This window comes from Prochlorococcus marinus CUG1416, assembly GCF_017695965.1.
Classification (GTDB): domain Bacteria; phylum Cyanobacteriota; class Cyanobacteriia; order PCC-6307; family Cyanobiaceae; genus Prochlorococcus_A.
Genome location: NZ_JAAORM010000005.1, coordinates 560,007 through 583,564 on the forward strand (window position 1 = coordinate 560,007; position 23,558 = coordinate 583,564).

General features: G+C 31.1%; 21 protein-coding genes and 1 tRNA gene. 16 read left to right on the forward strand and 6 right to left on the reverse strand.

All coding sequences use genetic code 11. From position 1 onward, the window contains the following. Both HA146_RS09320 and HA146_RS09325 read left to right on the forward strand, forming a co-directional pair. Nucleotides 1–1,314 (forward strand): RNA ligase family protein, encoded by a 1,314-nt coding sequence (locus tag HA146_RS09320; protein ID WP_209109309.1) that lies wholly within the window; start codon nucleotides 1–3, stop codon nucleotides 1,312–1,314. A 114-nt stretch (nucleotides 1,315–1,428) separates the two neighbouring features. Then, complete coding sequence (locus HA146_RS09325) at nucleotides 1,429–1,581, forward strand: hypothetical protein (protein WP_209109250.1); 153 nt, start codon at nucleotides 1,429–1,431, stop codon at nucleotides 1,579–1,581. A gap of 4 nt (nucleotides 1,582–1,585) precedes the next feature. Here HA146_RS09325 and HA146_RS09330 read toward each other — a convergent pair whose 3' ends face one another. The 4 genes from HA146_RS09330 to HA146_RS09345 all read right to left on the reverse strand — a co-directional run bounded on the left by HA146_RS09330 (nucleotide 1,586) and on the right by HA146_RS09345 (nucleotide 5,467). After that, nucleotides 1,586–2,182 carry a TVP38/TMEM64 family protein gene (locus HA146_RS09330; protein ID WP_209109251.1) on the reverse strand — a complete coding sequence of 199 codons (597 nt, stop codon included), beginning with the start codon at nucleotides 2,180–2,182 and terminating at the stop codon, nucleotides 1,586–1,588. Between the two features lie 2 nt (nucleotides 2,183–2,184). Beyond that, a complete protein-coding gene (locus tag HA146_RS09335) occupies nucleotides 2,185–4,941 on the reverse strand; it encodes a valine--tRNA ligase (protein ID WP_209109252.1) in 2,757 nt (918 codons plus the stop codon). A 97-nt stretch (nucleotides 4,942–5,038) separates the two neighbouring features. Continuing rightward, on the reverse strand, nucleotides 5,039–5,425 hold the full coding sequence (locus HA146_RS09340) for an AIR synthase (RefSeq protein WP_209109253.1): 387 nt from the start codon (nucleotides 5,423–5,425) through the stop codon (nucleotides 5,039–5,041). Then, nucleotides 5,396–5,467, reverse strand: a tRNA-Val gene (locus HA146_RS09345). The genes HA146_RS09340 and HA146_RS09345 overlap by 30 nt, the downstream gene beginning before the upstream one ends. A gap of 98 nt (nucleotides 5,468–5,565) precedes the next feature. On the opposite strand from HA146_RS09345, the gene mazG reads away from it, so the two are divergent. The 10 genes from mazG to HA146_RS09395 all read left to right on the forward strand — a co-directional run bounded on the left by mazG (nucleotide 5,566) and on the right by HA146_RS09395 (nucleotide 16,374). Next, nucleotides 5,566–6,411, forward strand: coding sequence for a nucleoside triphosphate pyrophosphohydrolase (gene mazG / locus HA146_RS09350; protein WP_209109254.1), 846 nt, complete (start codon nucleotides 5,566–5,568; stop codon nucleotides 6,409–6,411). An 8-nt stretch (nucleotides 6,412–6,419) separates the two neighbouring features. After that, nucleotides 6,420–7,271 (forward strand): polyamine aminopropyltransferase, encoded by an 852-nt coding sequence (gene speE / locus HA146_RS09355; RefSeq protein WP_209109310.1) that lies wholly within the window; start codon nucleotides 6,420–6,422, stop codon nucleotides 7,269–7,271. A 1-nt stretch (nucleotide 7,272) separates the two neighbouring features. Next, complete coding sequence (gene speB / locus HA146_RS09360) at nucleotides 7,273–8,154, forward strand: agmatinase (protein WP_209109255.1); 882 nt, start codon at nucleotides 7,273–7,275, stop codon at nucleotides 8,152–8,154. Nucleotides 8,155–8,204: 50 nt separating this feature from the next. Further along, the gene (gene gcvT, locus HA146_RS09365; protein ID WP_209109256.1) at nucleotides 8,205–9,317 is read left to right on the forward strand and encodes a glycine cleavage system aminomethyltransferase GcvT; all 1,113 of its coding nucleotides are present in this window, start codon (nucleotides 8,205–8,207) and stop codon (nucleotides 9,315–9,317) included. Nucleotides 9,318–9,372: 55 nt separating this feature from the next. Beyond that, complete coding sequence (aspS, locus tag HA146_RS09370) at nucleotides 9,373–11,169, forward strand: aspartate--tRNA ligase (RefSeq protein ID WP_209109257.1); 1,797 nt, start codon at nucleotides 9,373–9,375, stop codon at nucleotides 11,167–11,169. Between the two features lie 75 nt (nucleotides 11,170–11,244). Continuing rightward, nucleotides 11,245–12,855, forward strand: coding sequence for a CTP synthase (locus HA146_RS09375; RefSeq protein ID WP_209109258.1), 1,611 nt, complete (start codon nucleotides 11,245–11,247; stop codon nucleotides 12,853–12,855). A gap of 26 nt (nucleotides 12,856–12,881) precedes the next feature. Continuing rightward, nucleotides 12,882–13,553, forward strand: a complete 672-nt coding sequence (locus HA146_RS09380; RefSeq protein ID WP_209109259.1) for a 7-carboxy-7-deazaguanine synthase QueE — start codon at nucleotides 12,882–12,884, stop codon at nucleotides 13,551–13,553. Nucleotides 13,554–13,559: 6 nt separating this feature from the next. Then, nucleotides 13,560–14,234, forward strand: a complete 675-nt coding sequence (queC, locus tag HA146_RS09385; RefSeq protein WP_209109260.1) for a 7-cyano-7-deazaguanine synthase QueC — start codon at nucleotides 13,560–13,562, stop codon at nucleotides 14,232–14,234. Next, entirely contained in the window at nucleotides 14,231–15,550 is a 1,320-nt protein-coding gene (locus tag HA146_RS09390; protein WP_209109261.1) for an anthranilate synthase component I family protein, read from the forward strand. Before queC ends, HA146_RS09390 begins: the two co-directional genes overlap by 4 nt. Then, nucleotides 15,547–16,374 (forward strand): aminotransferase class IV, encoded by an 828-nt coding sequence (locus HA146_RS09395; RefSeq protein WP_209109262.1) that lies wholly within the window; start codon nucleotides 15,547–15,549, stop codon nucleotides 16,372–16,374. Before HA146_RS09390 ends, HA146_RS09395 begins: the two co-directional genes overlap by 4 nt. Here HA146_RS09395 and cobA read toward each other — a convergent pair. Then, complete coding sequence (gene cobA, locus HA146_RS09400; protein WP_209109263.1) at nucleotides 16,347–17,150, reverse strand: uroporphyrinogen-III C-methyltransferase; 804 nt, start codon at nucleotides 17,148–17,150, stop codon at nucleotides 16,347–16,349. The two genes, HA146_RS09395 and cobA, sit on opposite strands and share 28 nt — an antisense overlap. A 57-nt stretch (nucleotides 17,151–17,207) precedes the next feature. Between cobA and HA146_RS09405 the strand changes: the two genes are divergently transcribed. The 4 genes from HA146_RS09405 (at nucleotide 17,208) to HA146_RS09420 (ending at nucleotide 22,429) form a co-directional block, all read left to right on the forward strand. After that, nucleotides 17,208–18,476 (forward strand): MFS transporter, encoded by a 1,269-nt coding sequence (locus HA146_RS09405; protein WP_374027171.1) that lies wholly within the window; start codon nucleotides 17,208–17,210, stop codon nucleotides 18,474–18,476. Beyond that, entirely contained in the window at nucleotides 18,476–20,554 is a 2,079-nt protein-coding gene (gene ppk1, locus HA146_RS09410) for a polyphosphate kinase 1 (RefSeq protein ID WP_209109265.1), read from the forward strand. Before HA146_RS09405 ends, ppk1 begins: the two co-directional genes overlap by 1 nt. A 208-nt stretch (nucleotides 20,555–20,762) precedes the next feature. Next, on the forward strand, nucleotides 20,763–21,782 hold the full coding sequence (locus tag HA146_RS09415; RefSeq protein WP_209109266.1) for an RpoD/SigA family RNA polymerase sigma factor: 1,020 nt from the start codon (nucleotides 20,763–20,765) through the stop codon (nucleotides 21,780–21,782). Nucleotides 21,783–21,787: 5 nt separating this feature from the next. After that, nucleotides 21,788–22,429, forward strand: coding sequence for a diacylglycerol/polyprenol kinase family protein (locus tag HA146_RS09420; RefSeq protein WP_209109267.1), 642 nt, complete (start codon nucleotides 21,788–21,790; stop codon nucleotides 22,427–22,429). Here HA146_RS09420 and HA146_RS09425 read toward each other — a convergent pair. Next, entirely contained in the window at nucleotides 22,416–23,489 is a 1,074-nt protein-coding gene (locus HA146_RS09425; protein ID WP_209109268.1) for a 3-deoxy-7-phosphoheptulonate synthase, read from the reverse strand. The two genes, HA146_RS09420 and HA146_RS09425, sit on opposite strands and share 14 nt — an antisense overlap. Between the last annotated feature and the right edge of the window lie 69 nt (nucleotides 23,490–23,558).

A 23,558-nucleotide genomic window follows, 5' to 3' on the forward strand; every position in this document is an offset into this window, starting at 1 on the left:
TTGTTAAAAGAAGAGATAATACGTCAATTAGAATTACACCCAAGCAGATTAGATAAAGAAAAAATCATCTGCGAATCAATGGATAAAGGCCTCGATGATTTTTTTGAAGGCATCCGTATGGCACTTGATCCATTGGTAACTTTTGGTGTAAAAATTATTCCTGAGAAAGAGAATGAAAAAAGTCAAAATTTTTTATGGACAGATTTTAAAGAATTAGCCAATAAGCTTATTCAAAGAAAACTTACTGGTAACGCTGCTCGTGATGCAATTCTTACTGCTATGAAATCTTCAACAAAAGAAGAGTGGAATGGATTTTATAGACGAGTTTTAATTAAAGATCTTAGATGTGGTGTGTCTGAAAAAACAATCAACAAGATAGCAAAGAAATTTCCTAAATATGCGATTCCTATTTTTTCTTGTCCATTAGCTCATGACAGTGCAAATCATGAAAAAAAAATGATAGGAAAAAAGCAAATTGAAATCAAATTAGATGGTGTTCGCGTCTTAACTATTATTAGACAAAATAAAGTAGAAATGTTTTCTCGTAATGGGAAACAATTCCATAATTTTGGTCATATTATCTCAGAAATAGAAAACGTATTAAAAGAAGATCCTGCACCTTATGACTTAGTCCTAGATGGTGAAGTAATGAGCGCTAACTTTCAGGATTTAATGAAACAGGTACATAGAAAAGATGGCAAACAAACCAAAGATGCAGTTCTCCACCTATTTGACTTATGTCCCCTTGAAAACTTCCAAAAAGGGAGATGGAATACTAGTCAAACAACCAGAAGTTTATTAGTAAAAGAATGGGTAGCAAAACATTCTGCGCTTCTAAAACATATACAAACACTTGAATGGGAAAATGTAGATCTTGACACCATTCAGGGGCAGAAAAGATTTATAGAGCTGAATAAATCTGCTGTGGAGGGTGGATATGAAGGAGTAATGATTAAAGATCCTGATGCTATGTATGAATGTAAAAGAACACACAGTTGGTTAAAAGCAAAACCTTTCATTGAAGTCACTTTAAAAGTTGTATCGGTTGAGGAAGGCACAGGTCGTAATAAAGGTAGACTGGGAGCAATACTGGTTGAGGGGGAAGATGATGGGTATGAATACAGTCTCAGTTGCGGTAGTGGTTTTAGTGATATCCAACGTGAAGAATATTGGTCAAAACGTAATCATCTCATTGGGCAACTTGTAGAAATCAGAGCTGATGCTAAAACCAAATCCAAGGATGCGGTGGCTTTTAGTCTTAGGTTTCCTAGATTCAAATGCTTTAGAGGATTTAAGGCTGGAGAAAAAGTTTAAATTTTAAAAAAATATTCAAGAAAGTAGTCAATGCAAAATGTGGTTTTTAATTAAAAAAACTTAAAATCTTACCTATAAAATATAAGAATAATTATTAGGAATTTTGTGAGACTTATGACAAAGAAAATAGTTTTCAACTACATAAAAACACCCTGTGGACAAGCAAAATATATCGAATTAGAAGCCAACAAAAGTTGGCTAGGTAAATTTAGGCTTTTGTGGTTTGTCTTGATTGCATCTATTAGAGATTTGAATATTAAAAATTAAATTCTTAGGAGTTTTCAAAATATTCTCTAGAATATTTAGCTAAGAAATATACCACTAAAAACGTTGAAACAAATCCAATGGTAGTAATATATAAATTATTTGGTGATTGCACATTTTTTAACTCCTGGAGACTTTTTGCCAAACTACCTATTGAGCAATAAAGAAAAGTTCCTGGAATTATTCCAAGAAGGCCAATAGCAAAATCTCTAAATTTAACATTATTCAAACCATAAAAATAATTAAGAATACTGAAAGGAAATATCGGCGATAATCTCGCTAAAACAATTAATTTAAGTCCACCTTTTTCTACTACTTTCTCCATAACACTTAATTTTGGATAACGGCTCAAAAGGTTTTTTAGCTTTTTTGCAAAAAAACTTTTTGATACGAAAAATGCAACTGATGCACCTATGGAAGCCGAAATGAAAACGATAATTGAACCTAAAAATGAGCCATATAAAAAACCTGATAATAGAGATAACCAAGAAGCTGGAAGTATAAATAAAACAATTAAAATATAAATGCAAACAAAAGAAAAAACGCCAATTCCAGTATTAAAAAAAAAAGACAAATTATAAATATTTTCTAGGAATATATGCATTCTCAATTCAAAAGTTCGAGTTTTTTTGTAATGCTCGCCATTTGTACAGAACCCTCGTTTAATTTAAATCTACATTCATCAACAATATCTTTTGGAGCCTTATCAACGAAATTTTTATTAGATAATCTCTTATTTAAATTATCTACTTCAATAGTCACCTTTTTAAAATCCTTGGTTAACCTTTCCTTTAATGCATCTATATTTACAAAATCATGAAAAGGTAAGTAAACCTCTAAATCACTAATTATCCCAGAAAAAGATTTAGCAAACTCTTTTTTATCAACAGCATTAGTTTTAAAAATAAATACTTCAGAAGATTTAGTTAGGGTTTGAATATCATCAACCAAAATTTTTAAAAAATCAATCAATTCATCATTATCTGAAATTAAGTAAACAGGAACTTTTTCTGATGGCTTGAGGCCTAATTCAGCTCTTAAATTTCTAATCAATCTAATAATTTCAAAGAGTTGCTGAAAGGAATTATCAAGCTTATTATCAACAAATTTATTTTCTTGGGTTGGCCATTTTTGGAGAGATAATAATTCTTTATCTGGTTTGAGTTGCAGTACATGCCAAAGTTCTTCAGTAATGTGCGGCATAAAAGGATGAATCATCACCAAAATATCATTAAGCACTTTTATTAAAACCTTTTCAGATATTTGTCTATTTTTATTCTGTTTATTATTAAACCTTTGTTTAGCAAATTCTACATACCAGTCACAAAAATCATTCCATGTAAATTCATATAGTAGTTTCGCAGATTCCCCTAATTTATATTCTTTCAATAAACCAGCGACCTTTGTATTAACCTGATTCAATTTAGATAAAATCCACTTATCACATAACTCTAAAGAAGTTTCATCACTTTCATTAAGCGAATAATTATTTTTAGAAGTTTTATTAAGTAATACAAATTTAGTTGCATTCCATAATTTATTCGCAAAATTTCTTGAAGCTTCAACAGTTGAAGATGTATCTTTTTTTCGATCAAAATCAAGCCGGATATCTTGTCCGGCGCCTGCAACTTCTCGAATTAAAGCAAATCGCAAAGCATCAGAACCGTATTTATCAATTAATAGTATTGGATCAATACCATTACCTGAACTTTTACTCATTTTTTTATTATTTTCATCTCGAACTAAACCATGAATATAAACATCCTTAAAAGGAATATTATTCGTGAAAGTATTTCCCATCATTGTCATTCTCGCCACCCAGAAGAAAATAATATCGAAACCAGTAACAAGAACACTATTTGGATACCATTTTTTAAAATCCGGATCACTTGTATTTGGCCAGCCAAGGGTTGAGAAAGGCCATAAACCACTTGAGAACCAAGTATCCAAAACATCTTTATCACGAACCAATTTAATATTTAATCCAAATTGTTTTTTAGCTTTGATTAAGGCATCCTCTTCATTTCTTGCAACTACATATGGGGTATTTTGTTCTATTGAGTCTTGAGAGCCATCTAAAACATACCATGCTGGTATTTGGTGCCCCCACCATAATTGCCTACTGATACACCAATCATTAATATTCTCTAACCAATCCTTATAAACTTTCTCCCAGCGTGAGGGAATAAAGGATGGTTTTTTAGAATCAATTTCATTGAGACATCCTTGAGATATATCATCCATTTTCAAAAACCATTGTGTTGACAATAAAGGTTCAATTGGCACCTTACCTCTATCAGAAAAAGGAACGGTATGTTTATAATCCTCGATCTTTGTCAAAAGGCCTAAGTTATCCAATTCTTTTATAATTTTCTTTCTAGCCTGATATCTATCTAAATTTTGAAATTCACCTGCATTAATATTTAAAGTTCCATCTTTATTCATTACATTGATCTGTTTTAAATTATGCCTTTTTCCTATTGCAAAATCATTTGGGTCGTGAGCTGGAGTAACTTTGACACATCCAGTACCAAAATCTTTATCAACATGTGAATCAGCGATAATAGGTATTTCTCTATTAACTAAAGGGACTGTTACTTTGCCACCAATAAATTCTTTATATCTATCATCATCAGGATTAACTGCAACAGCAGTATCACCCAAAAGAGTTTCTGGTCTTGTGGTTGCAACCTCTAAATATTTATCTAACTGTTCACCATTTTTAGAAAGTAAAGGGTATTTAAAATGCCATAAATGACCATTTACTTCTTGCATTTCAACTTCAAGATCACTGACGGCAGATTGAGACTCAGGACACCAATTAACTAAATATTCACCTCTATAAATTAAATTCTTTTTATAAAGAATATTAAAAGCCTCAATAACTGCCTCATTTAATTTTTGATCGAGAGTAAATCTTTCTCTAGTCCAGTCAACTGAATACCCTATCCTCTTTAATTGAGAAACTATTCTGCCACCACTTTGTTCTTTCCAGTTCCATGCTCTTTTAAGAAATTCATCTCTTCCAATATCCTCACTTGTTTTGCCTTCACTTTTTAATTGTTTTTCGAGAATAGTTTGAACAGCTATTGAAGCATGATCAGTTCCTGGTAAACACAAAACATTCTTCCCTAAAAGCCTTTGAAAACGAACTACAACATCTATCAAAGCTGTATTAAATGCATGTCCCATATGCAAATATCCAGTTACATTTGGTGGCGGAATAACAATACAAAAAGGCTCGCCATCATCCTCAGGGTTAGGACTAAAGGCCTTTAAACTTTCCCATTTTTCTTGCCACTTTTTTTCTACTTCAAAAGGTGAATAATTCTCTAAAGATAATTGATCATTCATCTCTGTCATATGCAAATTTTATTTCAAGAAACTTTTTTTTTATTTTATCTTGATAGCAGCCAATTAATGAAAATAATCTTAGTTTGCAAAAAAAGGCATATTAATTCTACAAAAGTTTGAAGCCAGAACCGCAGGAGCAACGTTTGGCATTTTTTGGTGTTGAAATAAGAAATCCACCACCGCCTAAATCACCGTAATAATCTAATTTTAAATCTTTAAGTAAATTAAACTTTTTTACATCCGCATATAAAGTGACTCCTTCTGTTCTTGAGATAGGGGTTCCATTACATGTGCCTGGCCTTAATTTAATATGCATCCACCCTTCGGAACAATTTTTATCCTCAACCAAATCAATTGACATTTCGCCAGGAGAACCTCCAAAAGAAGCTTGCCTAGTTAGTTCTGAAGCAGCGCTTTGACTGATTGAAAGATTGACGACCTCAGTCATTAGAAAAATAATAAATGGGCGATCCAGGGTTCGAACCAGGGACATCCTGCTTGTAAGGCAGGCGCTCTACCGCTGAGCTAATCGCCCTTATAATAATCTATTCTAATAGATGAAGTTGAAATATTTATACTAAGTATTTAAATATTTCATGATTGAGGCAAAATTAAATTAATAAAATATATCCTATGTCATCAAACGATAGATATAACTTGCAAAAAAATTCCTATTTAGAGACTATAGAGAATTTTAAAATTTTAATATCGAATGTCAAATCATTAAAAGATAAAAATTGGGGATGCCCTTGGCAGAAAGTACAGTCTCATAAATCGTTGATCCCATTTTTACATGAAGAAAGTAGTGAATTTATAGACGCGATATATGAAAAAACGGCTGATAACATATGTGAAGAGTTAGGAGATCTTTTATTACAAATAATGCTTCATGCTGAAATCGGTTACGAAAAGAAAGAATTTGAACTAAATGATGTTATAAAAAATCTAAACAAGAAAATTATTAATAGACATCCATATATTTTCAAAAAAAAAGAAAAAGTATCCATAGAAAAATCGCAACAGATTTGGGAAAATATTAAAAATTCAGAAAAAGAAGCACCTCATATGGAATCTTCAATTAGTAAAAATTTAAATTTGAAAATCAAAAATTTACCGCCAACGGTTGGAACAAATAAAATCACTAAAGTTGTCAAAGAATATGGTTTTAAATGGGAGAGTACCGATCAGATTTTTGAAAAGTTAGAAGAAGAGATTAATGAATTAAAGGAAGCAATTAAAAGTAATAATGATTCAGACATAAATAATGAATTTGGGGATATTTATTTTACTCTTCTGAATCTCTCAAACTTTTTAGAAATAAATCCTGAATCAGCTCTTCAAAAAACTAATAAAAAATTTTTAGACAGATTTTCAATCATTGAACATCATGCAGGAGATAATATTAAAAAACAAACTCCTAAAGATTTTCAACGACTTTGGCAAATAGCCAAGCAGCAACTTATGAGAAAAAATTCTTAACAAGAAAAATGTCCTCTATAAATCAATGGATTGATGAATATCATAAAGGCTCAAGATTCGGCCTAAATGGAGAAATTTTAATTAAAAAAACCTCAAAGTATCAAGAAATTATTGTTGTTGAAAATGAATATTATGGTAAAGCTTTAATGCTAGACGGTTGTTGGATGACATCATTAAAAGACGAGAAATATTATCATGAATGTCTTGTGCATCCAGCATTAAGTAGCATGGACGAAAAATCTAATGTACTAATTATTGGTGGAGGCGACGGTGGTACAGCAAGAGAATGCCTAAAATACTCTCAAATATCAAATATTGATCTGGTAGAGATTGATGAGGAGGTAATCAAAATATCTAAACAATTTTTAAAAGAAATTGGAGGCGAAGCATGGAATGACAAGAGATTAAAGATACATATTGATGATGGTGTTAAATGGGTAAAAAATACAAGAGATAAATTTTACGACGTTATATTTATAGATTGTTCAGATCCCTCAGAATTTTCAAATTTATTATTTTCAGATTCGTTTTATAGTGATTGCAAAAGACTTCTTACAAAAAAAGGTATCTTAGCAACGCAAAGTGAATCCCCTGAATCCTTCAAAAATATTCACATAAGTATTTTGAAAAGCCTGAAAAAAATATTTAGAGTCTCTGAAACTATGTATTCTTTTGTACCTATATATCCAAGCGGTATTTGGAGTTGGACATTCGCTTCCGAAGACGTTATAAATTTATCAAAGCAAAATTGTAATGAAGCACTGAGAATAGAGAAAGGTTGTGAAATTTGGAATTTAAATTTTCAAAATGCAGCATTCAAAATGATGCCAAATAAAATTGTAAAAGAACTCAATTCATAGAATGATAAACAATTTATTTGATAACGAAAATGCGATTTTTATGGGAGCAAAAAGAAGGCCTGATAATTGCTCAATTGGTATATTTGGAGTCAATTATGATGGAACATGTTCGTTTAAACCAGGAGCTAGATTTGGTCCAGAGGCGATAAGACAAGTCAGTTCTTGTTTAGAAACATATTGTCCAAAACTAGATAAAGACTTAGAGGATATTATGTATGTTGATTTTGGGTCAATAATAATTGATAAAAATGACTCACTATCCGTTATTGAATCGGTCAAATCAGCAACAAATTTTTTAATTAATAAACAACTTAGTCCTATTATGCTTGGAGGCGAACACTCTATTACCAGAGGTGCTATTGAAGCATTAGTAAAAAAATATCCAGATTTGATATTAGTTCAACTTGATGCTCATGCAGATTTAAGAGAATCATATATAGGAAATAAACATAGTCATGCTTGTGCCATGCAAAGATGCTTAGATGTGCTACCTGAAAAGAAAATTTTGCAAGTAGGAATAAGAAGTGGAACGAAAGAAGAATTTCAAATAATGGATAATAACAATCAATTAGTTAACTTTTTTCCAGGCGGAAATGCACAAGAGTTAAAGCAAGCTCTACTACCATATTCTAATTCTCCAATTTATTTAACTATAGATTTAGATTGGTTTGATCCCAGTTTATTAGCAGGGACGGGGACTCCAGAACCGGGAGGATTTTTTTGGAATGATTTTGAAGAAATCCTGAAAACTTTACAAGACTTTAGAATTGTGGCTTCAGATATTGTGGAATTATCTCCAGAAATTGATAAAAGCGGAGTTAGTAGCATAGTTGCAGCCAAAGTACTTAGAAGCTTAATTTTGTCATTAGAAAATATGCAATAAAAAATTTCTAAACTAAAGTGTAAAAATACTAAATACAAACTAAATGTTTCATGGATTTGCTTAAAAGTCCTCTGTATTCAAAATATGTTCAATCCAATGCAAAATTAGTAGATTTTGCAGGTTGGGAAATGCCCATATCATTTTCAGGATTAATCAAAGAGCATGAATCAGTTAGGTCTTCAGCAGGATTGTTTGATATTTCTCACATGGGTGTAATCTCTATTAAGGGAATCAATCCAAAGGATTATATTCAGAAATTTTTTCCTACTAATTTATACTCCTTTTCTGAAGGTCAGGGGCTTTATACAGTTATGCTCAATGATAAAGGGGGGATAATAGATGACTTAATAATTTATGACCTTGGTATACAAGAAAATGACATATCAGAATTATTGTTAATAGTTAATGCAAGTAGATATGAAGAAGATTTTCAGTGGATACAAAATAATCTAAATAAACATGAAATTTCGATAAGAAACTTTAAAAAAGACAAAGTACTTTTAGCACTACAGGGGAAAAACTCATTCGATTTATTTGAAGAATGGATTGAATCTTCGATCTCACATATCCCTAACTTTGGATGCGAATATAAAATTTATGAACATATTTCACCTACAGAAAAAATCTTCGTTTCGAAAACAGGATATACAGGGGAAAATGGCTTAGAAATACTTTTATCTAAAAAAGCAGCAATTAATTTATGGGATTTCTTAATTTACAAAGATGTTTCGCCTTGTGGTTTAGGAGCTAGAGATACTCTGAGACTTGAAGCAGGCATGCATCTTTATGGTCAAGACATCAATGAAGAAACTTCTCCATATGAAGCAGGGTTAGGCTGGCTAGTACATTTAGAAAATAATCACGAATTCTTTGGAAGAAGATTTCTTGAAGAGCAGTCAAGATTAGGTATTCAAAAAAAGTTAGTTGGTCTCTCTATAGAAGGTAAAGCAATAGGAAGAAAAGGTTGCATAGTACTTAAAGGTGAAGAAAATATTGGAACTATCACTAGCGGCAGTTGGTCTCCAACAAAACAACAAGCTATAGCTTTTGCATACATCAATACTTCGCATGCCTTAATAAATAATGAAGTTCAAATATTAATAAGAGGCAAAAAATTCAAAGGAGTTATAACAAAAAGAGCGTTTTATAAAAAGAATTATTAACTAAATTTACCCTTAAAGAATTATTATAAGTTATTGATAAATAAACCATACTTAGATGAGAAACAAAATTTGCGAAGAACTCAATAAAACAGATATTGGTAAATTAGTTAATCTATGCGGATGGGTAGATAGAAGAAGAGATCATGGTGGTGTAATTTTTATTGATTTAAGAGACCATAGTGGATTCTTACAAATAACAATTAACCCCGATGATGGAGCAAGTCTATTTAAACAGGCAGAAACTCTAAGAAATGAGACGGTAATAATGGTTAGCGGAATTATTAATGAAAGGCCCAAAGATTCAATAAATAAAAATTTAAGTACTGGAGAATTAGAGCTTAAGGTTAAAGATTTGCAAATTCTCAACCAAATTAAAAGAAACTTACCTTTTCCAGTGTCTATACATGATTATGAAAATACAAAAGAGGAACTCAGATTAAGGTATAGATATCTAGATTTAAGAAGGGGGAAATTACTAGAAAATTTAAAAACAAGACATAAGATTATTAAAGTTGCTAGAAAATTTCTTGATAATTTTGGATTTACAGAAGTAGAGACTCCATTACTTACAAAATCAACTCCAGAAGGCGCTCGCGATTTTCTTGTTCCTGCACGTCTTTCGGATGGAGAATTTTTTGCTCTACCTCAATCCCCACAACTATTCAAACAACTTTTAATGGTTGGAGGCTTGAACAAGTATTATCAAATCGCAAAATGTTTCCGCGATGAAGACTTAAGGGCAGATAGACAGCCTGAGTTTACTCAATTAGATATTGAGATGAGCTTTATTAGTGAAGAAGAAATAATTTCTTTTAATGAAAATCTCATAAAAAAAATATGGAAAGAAGTGTTAAATATTAATTTTGATAATGCTTTTCCAAGAATGTCATGGCAAGCAGCAATGGATAATTACGGCACTGATAGACCAGATACTAGATATCAAATGTTATTAAAAGATTTAGGAGAAGTATTAGGTGATATTGGTTTTAATATTTTCACCAAGGCAATTCAGTCTGGAGGTTATATAAAATCCATAACAGTCAAGGGAGGTAATTCAAGTATTAGCAACGTAAGAATTAAACCAGGAGGTGATATCTTCCAAGTAGCTCAAGATGCAGGAGCTGGTGGCTTGGCCTTTATAAGGGTTAAAGGAGATGAGCTTGAAACTATTGGGGCAATTAAAAATAATTTAAGTGAAGAGCATATAGCTGATATTTTAAGAATCACCGAAGCACAGGATGGAGACTTAATCCTCTTGGGGGCTGGAGACAAACAAATTGTCAATCAGTCATTAGATAGAGTGAGACAATATATAGCAAAAGACTTAAATCTCATAGATACAAATAAATGGAATTTCTTATGGGTAACTGATTTTCCAATGTTTGAGAGAAATGAAGAAGACAATAGATATGAAGCCTTACATCATCCTTTTTGTTCTCCTAAAAACATAAAATCTAAAGATTCTAAAAACTTGCAAAAAGAAATCGAAAATTCTATAGCCAATGCTTATGACTTGGTTCTTAATGGCTTGGAATTAGGAGGGGGCTCTTTACGCATTCATGAAGCTAAATTGCAACGAGAGGTTCTGAAAACAGTAGGACTTACTGAGCAAGAGATTGATGAAAAATTTGGATTTTTAATAGAAGCCTTAGAAATGGGTGCTCCTCCTCATGGTGGAATAGCATTTGGATTAGATCGTATTACTATGCTGATCATAGGTGCAGATTCAATAAGAGAAACTATTGCTTTTCCAAAAAACCAACAAGCAAAATGTCTTCTCACAAATGCACCTTCAAATGTCTCCGAATCACAATTAAAAGAATTAAATATTGAAATAACAATTGATGAATAAGAATATATATGGATGTTCTAAAAGTTTTTTGTTTAAATAAAATATAAGGAGGATGTGCTTAATTAAAAATATTTAATGTCAAAATTTGTTTTTGTAACCGGAGGTGTGGTTTCTAGCATTGGCAAAGGAATTGTCGCTGCAAGCTTAGGGAGATTATTAAAGTCTAGAGGATATAGCGTTTCAATATTAAAACTAGATCCATATCTAAATGTTGATCCAGGCACAATGAGTCCTTTCCAGCATGGAGAAGTTTTTGTAACGGAAGACGGAGCCGAAACCGATCTAGATTTGGGACACTATGAGAGATTCACTGATACTGCAATGAATAGATTAAATAGTGTCACTACTGGATCTATTTATCAAGCAGTTATTAACAAAGAAAGAAGAGGTAGTTATAACGGTGGAACTGTTCAAGTAATACCTCACATAACGGGAGAAATTAGAGAAAGGATTCATAGAGTAGCCGCTAACAGCAATGCAGATATTATTATTACTGAAATTGGTGGAACAGTTGGTGATATTGAATCTTTACCTTTTTTAGAGGCAATAAGAGAATTCAGAAATGATGTAAAAAGGAATGATGTTGCATACATACACGTAACATTACTTCCCTACATCAAAACCTCTGGCGAAATAAAAACTAAGCCAACACAACATTCAGTAAAAGAATTAAGATCAATTGGAATTCAGCCAGATTTACTTGTATGCCGAAGTGATAAATCAATCAATGAAGGTCTTAAAAAGAAACTTAGTGGATTTTGTGGAGTCAATATTAATTCAGTAATAGAAGCATTAGACGCAGATAGTATCTATTCTGTGCCTCTTGCTTTAAAAAAAGAGGGTTTGTGCAAAGAAACTCTGAAGTATCTTGAACTAGAAGACAAAGAATGTGATTTAAAAAATTGGGAAGCACTAATTCACAATCTAAGAAATCCTGGAGATCCAATAAAAGTTGCTCTTGTAGGCAAATATATTGAACTTGGAGATGCATATTTATCTGTAGTTGAAGCTTTACGACATGCATGCATTGAAAGCAAGGCTTTATTAGATTTACATTGGGTAAGCGCTGAAATGATAGAAAAAGATTCAGCAGAAACTTACTTAAATGAAGTTGATGCAATTGTCGTACCTGGAGGATTTGGAAATAGAGGAGTTAATGGCAAAATTTCAGCTATAAAATTCGCAAGGGAAAAGAAAATTCCATTTTTAGGCCTGTGCCTTGGTATGCAATGTGCAGTTATAGAATGGGCTAGGAATGTAGCTAATCTTCCAGATGCATCCAGTTCAGAACTAGACCCAGATACTCCCAATCCAGTGATACATTTATTACCAGAACAGGAAGATGTAGTTGATTTAGGTGGAACAATGAGACTTGGAGTTTATCCATGTAGATTGACAAACAATACAACTGGAAAAAACTTATATGATGAAGATGTTATTTATGAGAGACATCGCCATAGATATGAATTTAATAATTACTACAAACAAAGTTTTTTAAATTCCGGATACAAAATTAGTGGTACATCACCAGATGGCAGATTAGTTGAGTTAATTGAGTTAGAAAATCATCCTTACTTCCTAGCATGTCAATATCATCCTGAGTTTTTATCAAGGCCTGGCAAACCTCATCCTTTATTTCAAGGTTTAATAAAAGCCTCTCAAGAAAAGTTAACTCAATCAAATTAATATTCTTTATTTTTTTGAATGAAAAAATGACAAAATTTTTACCCTTAGTCGAACAATTTCATTCATTACAAGGTGAAGGTTATCACGCTGGAAAAAGTGCTTTTTTTGTGAGATTGGCTGGTTGTAAAGTTGGATGTTCGTGGTGCGATACCAAGAATTCATGGGATGAGAAGAAATACCCCTCTATCTCAATTGAAAAAATAATAGATCGCATGAAAATTGCTAGAGAGAAAGGAGCATCTTTTTGCGTTATTACAGGTGGAGAACCTTTACAACATAACTTGGATGATTTTTGCAAAGCCATAAAAAAAATGACGTTGGGAGCAGAACAAAACTCAATGAAGATTCATATTGAGACAAGTGGAGTTAATTCGATATCAGGAAGTTATGACTGGATTACTTTATCTCCTAAAAGACACTCGCCTCCAAAAAATTATTTTTTAAAAATCTGTAATGAAATCAAAATAATCATACATGAAATAAAAGATATTGAATTTGCTATTCAAATAAAAAAAGAAACTTTAAAACAATATCAACTCTCAAAAAGTGACGATGGCTTAGAAAAAGAAGATAAAATTTTTTATTTACAGCCAGCATGGAACAATGCGAATGGTTTTTCTTTAGCTATTGATTTCGTAAAAAATAATCCAGATTGGAAACTAAGCCTTCAAACTCACAAATACTTAAAAATTAAATGAAATTATATGATTCTTAAAAACAAATCAATAGTAGTTTTATTATCTGGAGGGTTAGATTCCTCTACAGTAACTGGTATCGCAAAAAAATCCGAAGCTAAAATTTTTGGCCTTTCATTTGACTACGGTCAACGTCATAAAAAAGAATTAAATTCTGCATCAATAATTGCAAAACACTTTGATATCGAAGAATTTAAAATCATTAAGCTTGACTTATCTTTATGGGGAGGCTCTTCATTAACTGATACTCAAAAAAATATTCCGATAGAAGGAGTACAAACTAATAAAATTCCTAATACTTATGTTCCTGGGAGAAATACTATATTTATTTCCGTTGCACTAAGTTACGCCGAAGCAATAGATGCTGATTTTATAGGATTAGGAGTTAATGCACTGGATTATTCTGGTTATCCAGATTGCAGACCTGACTACATTAAAAAATTTCAAGAATTAGCAGATTTAGCCAATAAAAGAGGGAGAGAAAATAACCCAATAAAACTTTGGACACCACTATTAGATCTAAATAAAGAGGAAATTTTTAAATTAGCTTTTGATAATCATGTCCCTTTAGATAAAACATGGAGTTGTTATTCAGGAAATTCAAAACCATGCGGAAAGTGTGATAGCTGCAGAATTAGAAATGCCGCTTATGAAAAATGGCTCAATAACAATAATAAAAAATGAAAATAAAAAAAATAATTCTAGAAAAATGGATAGATCCAGCACTGATTACGCATCATCTTACAAAAAAATTCGGAGATAAAGGATTAGCTTGGCTAGACAGTGATGGTAAAGAAAATGGGGAATGGTCAATAATAGGAATTAAACCTAAAAAAACAATTCAATCAAGAGATATCTATAACTTAGACAAAACTAATAATCCCTTTAACAATTTAAAAAATATTGAAAAAGGATTTTGGATCGGATGGTTAAGTTATGAAGCTGGAGTTTACATAGAACCAAAAAACCCATGGCGACAATCTGATATGGCAACTTTATGGATTGCATCATATGATCCAATCATTAAATGTAATCTAATAAAAAAAGAAATAATTATCGAAGGTACAAACTCATCTGAACTGATAAATTATAAAAATATAATCAATAATATAAAAACTATTGAAGAAGAAAATATTTTAAAAACAAATTTGAATTTTGATTTCTCAAAAATCAATTTGGACGAAATGGCTGAAAAATTTCAGAAAAATATTTTAAAATTGAAAAAATTAATTTCCCTAGGGGATATATTTCAAGCAAACCTAACAACTAAATGCGAAATTGAATCATCCAAAGACTATAATCCTCTAGATATTTATTTAAAAATAAGAAGGAAATTAAGAGCTCCCTTTGGAGGAATAATAATAAATAATAATGATAATTATAAAGAGGCGGTATTATCTACCTCGCCAGAAAGATTTATAAAAATAGATAATAAAAATTTTGTAGAATCAAGACCTATCAAAGGAACTAGATCCAGAGATAAGGATTTAAATCAAGACGCACTGAATGCTATCGATTTAATAACGAACGAAAAAGATAGAGCCGAAAATATTATGATTGTTGACCTAATAAGAAATGATTTAAGTAAAGTTTGCGAAACAGGAAGTATTATCGTGCCAGAAATCTTAAAACTTGAAAGTTTCTTAAAAGTTCATCATTTAACTTCAGTAATCAGAGGCAAATTAAAAAAAAACAAGAACTGGATTGATTTACTAAAAGCTTGTTGGCCTGGGGGCTCTATAACTGGAGCACCTAAATTAAGATCATGCCAGAGACTTTTTGAATTAGAAGAATGTGAACGGGGACCATACTGTGGCTCATTTTTGAAGCTTGACTGGAATGGAGAGTTTGACAGCAATATACTAATAAGATCATTTTTAATTAAAGACAAAAAAATCAATATATATGCTGGTTGCGGAATAGTTATTGACTCTAATCCTGAAGAGGAAACTAATGAACTAAAGTGGAAACTTTTACCATTAATTGATTCACTAAAATGATTGAAACATTAGGCTGGCACAAGGATCAATGGTTAGATATTGATAGAATATTTATTGCTGCTAATAATAGAGGATTAAAATTTGCTGATGGTATATTTGAAACCATATTAATAAAGCAAAACAAACCTATTCTTTTTGAGGAACATCTGAAAAGGTTAGAAAAAAGTAGCAAAATTTTAAATATTAATCTCAAAATAAATAAATTAACTTTGAGACAACTTATTCATGATGGAATTAGAAAGTTATCGCTTAAGAATGATCAATTTGCTTCAGTAAGAATAAACTATAGTCGAGGAACTAATGAAGGTCGCACGCTAACAATTGATAGCACTTCAGAGACAAAAAACTTAGACAATTTATGGCTTGAGTTCTATAGAATCAAACCAAATTTTAATCCGATAAGCGTTTTTATTAGTCAAACGGAAAAAATAAATGAATTCAGTCTTATAGGTAAATGCAAAACATTTTCATATAATCAGGCAATACAAGTTTTGACAGAAGCTAATGAAAAATCATTTGATGATTCTATCCTGTTGAATACGTCAGGTGAACTTTGTTGTGGAAGTACATTTAATCTTCTAATTAAAAGAAATAATCAATGGATAACTCCTAGAAAAGATAGCGGCTGTTTAGAGGGGATTATGGTTTCTAAAGCTTTAAAATTGAAAATTGTAAAAGAAGAATTAATTTCTCCAGAATTTCAAAATGATGACATAATAGTTGCAATTAATAGCTTATCTTGCAGACAAATTAATCAAGTTAATGATTTAAAGCTTAAACCAAAATTCGATCCAATTTACTTTTGGGATTTATTATATAGTTGAACTTTATTAATATCTGGTAAATAGACATCAGATACTTTAGTTATATTGTTATTAACCTTAAATTCAACAATGTTTCCAATAATGATAATTGATGGAGCTAAAAATTCTTTATCTTTGATTTTATCTGGAAGATTATCTAATTTATCTATAAAACATTTTTGATTTTTCAAAGTAGCTTCTTGAATTACGGCGCATTTAGTATTCTTACTTAAACCACCTAAAATTAATTCTTCAACAATAAATTCAATATTTTTTATACCCATAAAAATTACTAAGCTATCTGAAGATTTAGCTAAATCTCTCCAATTAACGCTCTTTTTTTCTTTAGCTACATTTTCATGCCCAGTCACAAAAGTTACAGAACTCGCAGCATCTCTATGAGTAAGTGGAATGCCAAAATATGTAGGTGCTGCTATACCAGAAGTTATACCAGGAACTATTTCAACTGATACTCCATTTTTTTCTAAAAAAGATACTTCTTCACCACCCCTTGAAAAAACAAACGGATCGCCCCCTTTAAGCCTAACAACATTTTTACCTTCTTTTGCCAATTTCAAAATAAGATCATTCGTTTCAACCTGAGGCACAGAACACTTCCCCGCTCTTTTACCGACATGATAAATTTCTGTATTTTTTCTTGTTTCTTTTGTTATTTCATCTGGAATTAATGCATCATGAACCAATGCATCACAATTTTTTATTAAACGCAAAGCTTTTAAAGTTAAAAGTTCAGGATCACCAGGACCTGCTCCAACTAAATAAACAATACCGGGCACATTAATCTCCATTAACAAGTATGGTAATAGAAGTTAATTGGAATGAAGGTAAATATTGTGAAAGACAATTTATTGAAACCAAATAAAAAATTTACTCTCCTTAGTGCTTTTATAACTCTTTTAAATGATCGATTAAGTGAAAGTATTCTTCTACCTATTTTACCCTCTTTTGTTTTACTTTTTGACTCTAAAGCCAGTACATATGGATTATTATCATGTACTTACCAATTAGCCCAATTTACAGCTTCTCCTTTTATAGGAGTTATGAGTGATAGATACGGCAGAAGACCTGTCACTCTTTTTTGTATTACTGGCTCAATAATAGGAATTTCAATATTATCCTTTACTGTTCTTTTTAATTGGTCAAATTCTATAGCTGCTATCCCTTTATTTTTATTATTTTTAGCAAGACTAATTGACGGTTTAAGTGGTGGCACAGCAGCCACAGCAACAACTATTCTTGCAGATATTTCAAGCCCTGAAAAAAGAGCAAAAACATTTGGACTTATTGGTGTGGCTTTTGGTTTAAGTTTTTTCTTGGGAAATATTTTCGTTGTAATTTTTGCAAAAAGTACAAATAATAACTTTATTATCCCAGTTTTGATAGCCTCAATAATTCCAATAATAAATTTTCTCCTTGTATTTTTTTACTTACCAGAAACGAAACCTAATAAAGCCTCAAATAAATCAAAGACTATTTTAAAAAATCCTTTAAAAGCGCTATTTACAGTTTTCAAAGAAGAAAAAATTAAAAAATTATCATTAGCTTTTTTTATTTACTTTATTGCTTTTACTGGATTGACCAATATCCTAATATTTTTCCTTCAAGAATCTTTAAACTGGACAACCAAAGCATCAAGTGGAACTCTTGTGGTAGTAGGAATTATTGCAATTATTGTTCAGGGAGGACTTATTGGACCTCTCGTAAAGCAATTTGGCGAAATGAGATTAACACTTATAGGATCAGGCTTCATTCTTGTAGCATGTTCCCTGTTAATAACTGCTCCAAAAGAAAATGCGACAATTAATATTTATTCAGCTGTCTCATTTTTAGCCATTGGAGCAGGGTTAATTACGCCTACCTTAAGAGCACTAATATCAAAAAAATTAGACGATGATAAACAAGGGTCAATTCTAAGTAACCTCCAGGGTCTACAGAGTCTTGGAGGGGTTTTAGGGATTGCAATGGCTGGGAGAGTTTATGATAGTTTTGGCCCTAAATCGCCATTTATAGCTGGTTCCATTATTTTAATTTTCATGATATACCTAATTGCAGAAGGTAAAAAAAATAATTCTCTTAACGATCGACAATCAAAAGTATTTTAATGAAAAGCCAGGCTGATGTTTTTATTAATAGAGAATTAAGTTGGATTGAATTCAATAAAAGAGTTCTCCTAACTGGTATGGAAAAAAAGTACAAAATCCTAGATAAAGTAAAATTTTGTTCAATTTTTAGCAATAATCTTGATGAATTTTTTATGGTAAGGGTAGCTTCATTAAAGGCCCAAGTTGAAGCAGGTATTACTAAAAAAAGTATTGACGGACTCACCCCTAAAGAGCAATTAACAAAAATAAACAAGGAAGTAAAAAAATTAACTAAACTGCAAGAAAACTATGTAAATAATGAATTAAATAATGAACTAAGAAAGCAAGGCGTAATTTTAAAAAACTATAAGGAACTAAATGAAAATCAAAGAAATTGGTGTGATAACTTCTTTACTTCATCTATATTTCCTTTATTAACTCCATTAGTTGTTGATCCAGCACATCCATTTCCTTTTATAAGTAATTTAAGTCTAAACTTAGCAGCTTTAATAAAGGATAGAGAAGCTTCTAAAAATCAGTTTGTAAGAATAAAAATACCAACAAAAAATATAAATCGATTTATACAAATTCCTAATGAATTAATTGAAAGTAATTATGAAAGTTCCCACTTTTTCATAAGTGTTGAAGATTTAATTGGGAATAATATAAATACTTTATTTAACGGAATGGAATGTATAAATTACTCTTTTTTTAGAGTGACAAGAGATGCAGATTTAGAATTAAAAGAGCTTGAAGCTGATGATCTTCTTTTAGCAGTTGAGCAAAGTTTGCAAAAGAGAAGATTAGGTGGAGACGTAGTTAGATTAGAAGTTGAATCAGATATGCCAGAAAATATTCTAAAATTACTAATTGAAAGTATCTCCATACAAGAAGAATATATATACTTTTGCAAAAGTTTATTAGGCCTTGACGATTTAAATCAGCTGACAAAAATTGATAGAGATGATTTAAAAGAAAATTTGCTAATTGGGAAAACTCACCCTCAATTAAAAAATTTAGATTTGCCTTCAAACAAAAACCCAAATTCTATTTTCAAGATACTCAGAAAAAAAAATATTCTACTTCATCATCCATACGACTTATTTAAAACTTCAGTTGAAGAATTTATAAATAAAGCAGCTGATGATCCACTTGTAATGGCTATTAAAATTACCTTATATCGAGTTTCAAAGGATTCACCTATTATTGCAGCTTTAATGAGAGCTGCAGAGAATGGAAAAGAAGTAATGACTCTTGTTGAACTAAAAGCCAGATTTGATGAAGACAATAATATTCAATGGGCAAAACAACTTGAACAAGCTGGAATTCATGTTGTATATGGAATCATAGGATTTAAAACACATACAAAAATAGCTTTAATAGTTAGAAAAGAAAAAGGACGATTAAGAAATTATTTTCATATTGGAACGGGAAATTATAACTCCAATACTTCAAGATTTTATACAGATTTAGGATTACTTTCAACAGATCCTGATATTGCATCAGATTTACTTGAGTTATTTAATTACTTATCAGGTTTTTCTAAACAAAAAAGTTATCAAAAATTATTAGTTTCTCCATCATCGATGAGAGAGAAGTTTATATTTCTCATAAAGAGAGAAATTAACAATGCAAAGGAAGGTAAAAAAGCTGAAATAATTGCAAAAATGAATTCTTTAGTAGACCCAGAAATAATTAAACTTCTTTATTTAGCTTCTGACTCAGGTGTAAAAATTAGCCTTATCATAAGAGGTATTTGTTGCTTATATCCACAAAGAAAAAATTTAAGTGAAAATATTAAAGTCATAAGCATTATTGGGCATTTTCTTGAACACTCAAGAATTTTTTGGTTTTGTAATAACGATGATAATGAAGTTTTTATTGGAAGTGCAGATTGGATGAGAAGAAACCTTGATAGAAGGATAGAGGCTGTTACTCCAATAGAAGATTCTGAATTAAAATCTCAACTAAAAACTCTTTTGCAAACATATATTCAAGATGATTACTTTTCTTGGGTCATGAAAGAGGATGGTTGTTATGCAAAATATACATTAGATTCAGCGGATAATCGTTCACAAATTGATCTCATAGAAAAATAAAAACAATATTTATTTTTATAACATTTAAAAAAATACTTAATATTTTAAATTTTTTTTTATTTTTATAAAAGCCTTTCATATCAAAAGATTTGAAGAAATCAGGACAAAAAAAGATTTTTTTGTCTTTAAAGTTTCAACGTAAAAGTAGTTTTTATTTCAATTTCAGTGCTAGCTTTTTAAAAAATCCATTATTTAGGAGGCCAGGGTGATGGGGATCCCTCTGGAATCTACAAAGAGCTCTTCAAAGAAAAATTTTGATGAGCCAAGATTACCAAACACTGCGGGCAAGTCTCGCAAATCAAAATCAAGTCTAGCTGCAAAACAAAGCCAAAAGAAATCTGGAAGACTCGCTTCAGATTCTATTGGATTTTACTTAAGTAGCATTGGTAAAGTACCTCTTTTGACTCCAGCAGAGGAAATAGAGTTAGCGCATCATGTTCAGAACATGAAAAAGTTGTTACAAATTCCTGAAACTGATCGAACGCAAAGAAATCTTTATCAAATTAAGATTGGCAAAAGAGCCAGAGATAGAATGATGGCGGCTAATCTAAGACTAGTTGTCTCCGTTGCAAAAAAATACCAAAACCAAGGGCTTGAATTATTGGACCTTGTCCAGGAAGGCGCTATTGGCCTTGAAAGAGCTGTAGATAAATTTGATCCTGCTATGGGATATAAATTCTCAACTTATGCTTACTGGTGGATTAGGCAAGGAATGACAAGGGCTATTGATAACAGTGCAAGAACAATCCGTTTGCCTATTCACATAAGTGAAAAGCTATCCAAAATGAGAAGAGTCTCTAGAGAATTGTCACATAAATTTGGTAGGCAACCTACCAGATTAGAAATGGCGACTGAGATGGGAATTGATCAAAAAGACTTAGAAGACTTAATTTCGCAAAGTGCTCCTTGTGCCTCCCTAGATGCTCATGCAAGAGGCGAAGAAGATAGAAGCACTCTAGGTGAACTAATACCTGATCCAAACTGCGAAGAGCCTATGGAGGGTATGGATAGAACTATTCAAAAAGAACATTTAGGAACTTGGCTTTCTCAATTAAATGAAAGAGAACAAAAAATCATGAAACTCAGATTTGGCCTAGATGGTGAAGAACCATTAACACTCGCAGAAATAGGGAGACAAATCAATGTTTCACGTGAAAGAGTAAGGCAACTAGAAGCTAAAGCAATATTAAAACTTAGAGTAATGACAACTCATCAAAAAGCGGCTTAAAAAAATTGATAAAATTTTTTGTAATTTTATTATATTTATTGTCAATTTTTTTAATATCAATAATTTTTAAAAAATATAATAAAGATAGCAGAGAAATCGTAAGAAAAATAATACATATCGGAATAGGACCATTAATACCAATTGCACAATTTTTAAAAATTGATCAAAATTCAGCTCTTATTTTTACGGGCCTTGTTTCATTAATGGTACTAATCAATTACACGTATAAATTATTTCCAACAATTGAAGATGTTGAGAGAAAAAGTTATGGAACATTATTTTATTGTCTAAGTTTATTTATTTTAATTTGTCTTTTCTGGGATAAAGATCCATATGCATTAATTACTGGATTTTTTATAATGACTTTTGGGGATGGATTAGCTGGTTTAATAGGCAAAAGCTTTAACTCAAAAAGTTGGATTTTTTTTAAACAAAAAAAATCTTTACTTGGTACTTTCACAATGTTTTTGACAAGCTTAATAGTTGTTTGCTCAATAGGATACTCCCAGCAAAATAGTTTTTATTTAAATTATTTTGTAATAGCTTCTTTGGCCACTGTTCTTGAACAATTTAGTGTTTTAGGGGTAGATAACTTTATTGTTCCAATCTCATCAGCATTATATTTTAATTTTTTTATAACTCACTAAGTGAATTGTATAAAATAGCGAGTAATTCTTTTGTTGTTTCTATATCTATACATGCATCTGTGATGCTTCTGCCAAACTCAAGATCCTCTTTTTTTGAAAGTTTTTGATTACCTTCCTGTAAATGACTTTCAAGCATAACTCCTAAAATATTTTTTTCACCATTACTAATTTGAGAAGCTATGTTTTTTAGCACTTCCGACTGTTTTCTGAAGTCTTTATTAGAATTTCCATGACTACAATCAATCATCACTTTGTGGGGAAGGTTACATAGCTTCAATTCAGCTGAAATCCTTTTAACATGATCACTTTCAAAATTTGGGCCTTTTGAACCGCCTCTTAAAACTATATGTCCATCTGGATTACCTGTAGTATTAACAATAGAAGCCATTCCATTTTCATTTACACCTAAGAAATGATGGGATTTGGAAGCTGCCTGCATTGCATTTATTGCAGTCGTAAAAGAACCATCTGTTCCATTTTTAAACCCTATAGGCATTGATAATCCTGATGCCATTTCCCTATGAGTTTGACTTTCAGTCGTCCTAGCACCTATCGCTGTCCAACTTATTAAATCGGCAATATATTGAGGAACAATTGGATCTAGTAATTCTGTAGCAGAAGGTATTCCACGAGTTGCTAGATATGAAAGCAAACTTCTTGCCCTTCTTAAACCAGTATTAATATCATAAGAATCATCTAGATGAGGATCATTTATAAGCCCCTTCCAACCAATAGTTGTTCTTGGCTTCTCAAAATATACTCGCATAATTATTTCTAATTTATCTTTATAAATTTCTCGAAAGTTTTGAATATATTTTGAATATTCCTTTGCCGCCTTTAGATCATGAATTGAACATGGGCCAACAATTACTAAAAGCTTCTGATCATTATGATGCAAAATATTTTGTATCGATCTTCTTGTTTTAGATACTGTATTAGCAGAGGCGTAATCTAAAGGTATATCATTATGTAATCTTCTTGGAGGTATTAATGGACGTGTTTCAACAACATGTAAATCTGATGTCTTTTCTAAAGATGAATTATTTGATGATGTCGTCATTGATTAATTAAGAAATTTGAATATTTAAAAAAGCATTTATGAATACTCTCCTTTTCAATATTAAAAATA

Coding starts and splice junctions, on each gene's coding strand:
- HA146_RS09325 (WP_209109250.1), top strand. CDS start 1,429: ATGACAAAGAAAATAGTTTTCAACTACATAAAAACACCCTGTGGACAA.
- HA146_RS09330 (WP_209109251.1), bottom strand. CDS start 2,182: ATGCATATATTCCTAGAAAATATTTATAATTTGTCTTTTTTTTTTAAT.
- HA146_RS09335 (WP_209109252.1), bottom strand. CDS start 4,941: ATGACAGAGATGAATGATCAATTATCTTTAGAGAATTATTCACCTTTT.
- HA146_RS09340 (WP_209109253.1), bottom strand. CDS start 5,425: ATGTCCCTGGTTCGAACCCTGGATCGCCCATTTATTATTTTTCTAATG.
- mazG (WP_209109254.1), top strand. CDS start 5,566: ATGTCATCAAACGATAGATATAACTTGCAAAAAAATTCCTATTTAGAG.
- speE (WP_209109310.1), top strand. CDS start 6,420: ATGTCCTCTATAAATCAATGGATTGATGAATATCATAAAGGCTCAAGA.
- speB (WP_209109255.1), top strand. CDS start 7,273: ATGATAAACAATTTATTTGATAACGAAAATGCGATTTTTATGGGAGCA.
- gcvT (WP_209109256.1), top strand. CDS start 8,205: ATGGATTTGCTTAAAAGTCCTCTGTATTCAAAATATGTTCAATCCAAT.
- aspS (WP_209109257.1), top strand. CDS start 9,373: ATGAGAAACAAAATTTGCGAAGAACTCAATAAAACAGATATTGGTAAA.
- HA146_RS09375 (WP_209109258.1), top strand. CDS start 11,245: ATGTCAAAATTTGTTTTTGTAACCGGAGGTGTGGTTTCTAGCATTGGC.
- HA146_RS09380 (WP_209109259.1), top strand. CDS start 12,882: ATGACAAAATTTTTACCCTTAGTCGAACAATTTCATTCATTACAAGGT.
- queC (WP_209109260.1), top strand. CDS start 13,560: ATGATTCTTAAAAACAAATCAATAGTAGTTTTATTATCTGGAGGGTTA.
- HA146_RS09390 (WP_209109261.1), top strand. CDS start 14,231: ATGAAAATAAAAAAAATAATTCTAGAAAAATGGATAGATCCAGCACTG.
- HA146_RS09395 (WP_209109262.1), top strand. CDS start 15,547: ATGATTGAAACATTAGGCTGGCACAAGGATCAATGGTTAGATATTGAT.
- ppk1 (WP_209109265.1), top strand. CDS start 18,476: ATGAAAAGCCAGGCTGATGTTTTTATTAATAGAGAATTAAGTTGGATT.
- HA146_RS09415 (WP_209109266.1), top strand. CDS start 20,763: ATGGGGATCCCTCTGGAATCTACAAAGAGCTCTTCAAAGAAAAATTTT.
- HA146_RS09425 (WP_209109268.1), bottom strand. CDS start 23,489: ATGACGACATCATCAAATAATTCATCTTTAGAAAAGACATCAGATTTA.